This is a genomic window from Flavobacteriales bacterium, from assembly GCA_013214975.1.
Taxonomy (GTDB): Bacteria; Bacteroidota; Bacteroidia; order DT-38; family DT-38; genus DT-38.
This window is the reverse complement of sequence record JABSPR010000214.1, coordinates 1-2,784: the sequence shown is the minus strand read 5'-3', so window position 1 is coordinate 2,784 and position 2,784 is coordinate 1. Positions and strand designations below refer to the sequence as shown.

Below are 2,784 nucleotides of genomic sequence, written 5' to 3'. Positions count from 1 at the left end.
GGTCAAAAAAGGATTCTTTTCGAGGGCGGTATTCGTGTGCCCTTTATCGTGAGCTTTCCCGGACAAATCCCTGCAGGTGAGGTCCGTAATCAAATGGTGGGGGTTGAAGACTTCTTTCCCACTATACTGGAGGCTACTGGTACGCCCATGCCTACGGATCGGATTATAGAAGGTGAAAGTTTGTGGCCTATAATGAAGGATAATATTTCTAATGAAGGTAGGGTGATGTACAGGCAGTTTCAGGATTTATGGGCTGTGATAAAGGACGGTAAAAAATTGTATAACGATGTATTGTATGATATAACAGGGGATGAGCCTGAATTGAATCCTATTAGCAATGCTTCCATGGAAACGGAACTTAGAGGTTTGTACGATCAGTGGAGTTATGATTTCACCGTTGAAGATATCGGCAAGCCTATTCAGGGTATTGGCTGTATGGATACGAATTATGTTGAGTTTGATTCAAAAGCCACTGTTAGGGATCAAATTTTTTGTAAAACCCTGATCCCCACTGCCACTCAAAAAGGGATCATGAATTCACAACAAAGCCTTCCCACAATTACTCTTACTAAAACAGGTCTAATCCTTTCTGAAGCTGTTGGGGTAAAGATCCAGGTTAGTCTCACTAACATTCAGGGAAAGAGTGTTCTGTTACAGGGTAATGTGAATGGGGAGTATTACTTTCCCACAAACCTCTCAAAGGGTGTCTATTTCATAAGTATCAATAAAAGAGTCGTTCGAAAAATCTCCAGGATTTGAGTGTCTTTCTTAGGTGACATACTCCTCAGGATTCGGTATTTCAATACAGTCTATTTTATACCTTGACAACCTTTTTCAAGGACAAAATAAATTGACATACGTAATTGGTCTCATTACATCCATTTTTAGATAGTTATGTTTGTTTTTCGCTATCTGGGGACTGTCTATTTTATAGGAACTGATAATAAATTTAGTAGATTTGTTTGGTGGTCTTAGTTCTTCAAGAACAGAATATACCTTAGTTAAGTTTAACTGGTTTGATGTTGATTTTAATGTTACCACACATACGCAAAAGCCTAAGTACATAAGGGTTGATCGTGATGAAAACCCACCTTTTGACATCCTAGGTCGTCCTTTAAAAGCTTTAAAATTTAAGGGATATTCTCTTTAATTACAGGTTCGGTTATTATTAATCACTTGCCCTGTTTTGATTACATAAAATAAATTATATACTATCAATATTTATTACGAGAGTAATTTGTTAATGATAACAGATGATGGTTCTGCTTTAATAAAATTTATTAATTAGAAATTAAATAAATAAAGAGAGGTTATTTTCATGCGTAATAATCTGTTGGTTTTGGAAAACACACTAGTAAAATTAAAATTCATTACTGTCCCCTTAATATTATTTTGTATTTGTTCTGTATCTGCAGGTTATTCCCCTACAATAGGTGTAAAATCCGACAAATCATTAGAAGACAACCTAAAGGCTCCTACTAAATTAAAAACGCATAACGTAGGTGTTAGTTTTGATTACAAAAATGGTATTGGTCCTAATTATGCTTATAGGTTTTCAAGGTCTTACAAAATGACTCTAGAACTTTTGTATTGGAATTATGAAAATTTGTTTGTTCCTGCTGAAATAGCCGATTTTGTTCACATATGGATAAGCGGGGAGGATCGATATACAATTGCTATAAACTCCGATTTTATAATAAATGAATATCTCTCTTGTGGAACGGGAATCGAGCTGTCGATTAGAGATTTTACTATTAGTGCTCATCCTATTAATAGATTTGGTGAGTTCGAAGGAATTGAATTCGAGCCTTATAATTTTGCCGTTCCTTTATTTATCGGATTAAACTCACCTTCCCTTTACGGTTTTAGTTTGTCTCCAGTACTGGGTACCCGAATCATTATCAATGATGCCCTTAAAAAGTCTACCAGGTTTGATGTTATGGGTAAAATGCTAATCAGTTATAAAATATAGCCGCGTAATTTAAATTTACCGCTTATCCTTAGAGAAGAGGCCTCGAGGGCGACCGTTACTTAGCATCCATGTATGTAAACAGAATATGAAGAGTGGGGGTTGTATTGAAACCCCCTTCTTGCCACCCAACTTAGTATTCTGTAAAACCCCCTGAAAATCCTCTTTAAAAAAACAATTTTTTCTTTTATTATGTTAATTATGTTATTACGAACACTTGAAACTTTAGTTTCTCGTGGCAGTTATGCAAAGCCCAAATTTTACATGGCAATGTCTGTATTTTACATCCAATTCATACTAAATTCAGATAAATCGTCTCACTTCCCTTAAGGTTTAAGGCTATATTATAGAAATCAATCAACCAGGGGTATTGGGATGAGTTACTTTTTTCGTTTGTTAATGTTGAGTCTTCTTTTGGGAACGGCAAGTGTTCACGCCTACGACTTAAAAATCATGTCCTTCAACATCAAAAACGGCAACAATGTTGATGATGGACTACAGGGTTGGGAATCACGAAAAGAAAACGTCTACGCCATCTTCAATAACTACACTCCAGACATTGTGGGTACTCAAGAGGGCTTTCGTTACCAACTTGATGATATGCAAGCTGCCATGCCAATGTATGGTGAAATTGGTGTGGGCCGTAAAGACAGTCTCACCGATGGTGAGTATTCCGCTATCCATTATCTTAAGGATAAATACGAAGTTCTGGCCACGGGCAATTTTTGGTTATCGGGTACTCCTGATGTTCCTGGCTCTATGGGTGATGGGGCCACACATGCCCGTATTTGTAGTTGGGCTAGGTTTCGTGATAT

At 36.9% G+C, this 2,784-nt stretch carries 3 protein-coding genes; all 3 read left to right on the top strand.

Going from position 1 to position 2,784, the window contains the following annotated elements; genetic code table 11:
- Nucleotides 1–759: sulfatase-like hydrolase/transferase (locus tag HRT72_07310; GenBank protein NQY67513.1), on the top strand; the 759-nt coding region annotated here is incomplete at its 5' end.
- Nucleotides 760–1,339: 580 nt separating this feature from the next.
- Nucleotides 1,340–1,972 carry a hypothetical protein gene (locus HRT72_07305; protein NQY67512.1) on the top strand — a complete coding sequence of 211 codons (633 nt, stop codon included), beginning with the start codon at nucleotides 1,340–1,342 and terminating at the stop codon, nucleotides 1,970–1,972.
- 372 nt (nucleotides 1,973–2,344) lie between these two features.
- Nucleotides 2,345–2,784: endonuclease (locus HRT72_07300; protein NQY67511.1), on the top strand; the 440-nt coding region annotated here is incomplete at its 3' end.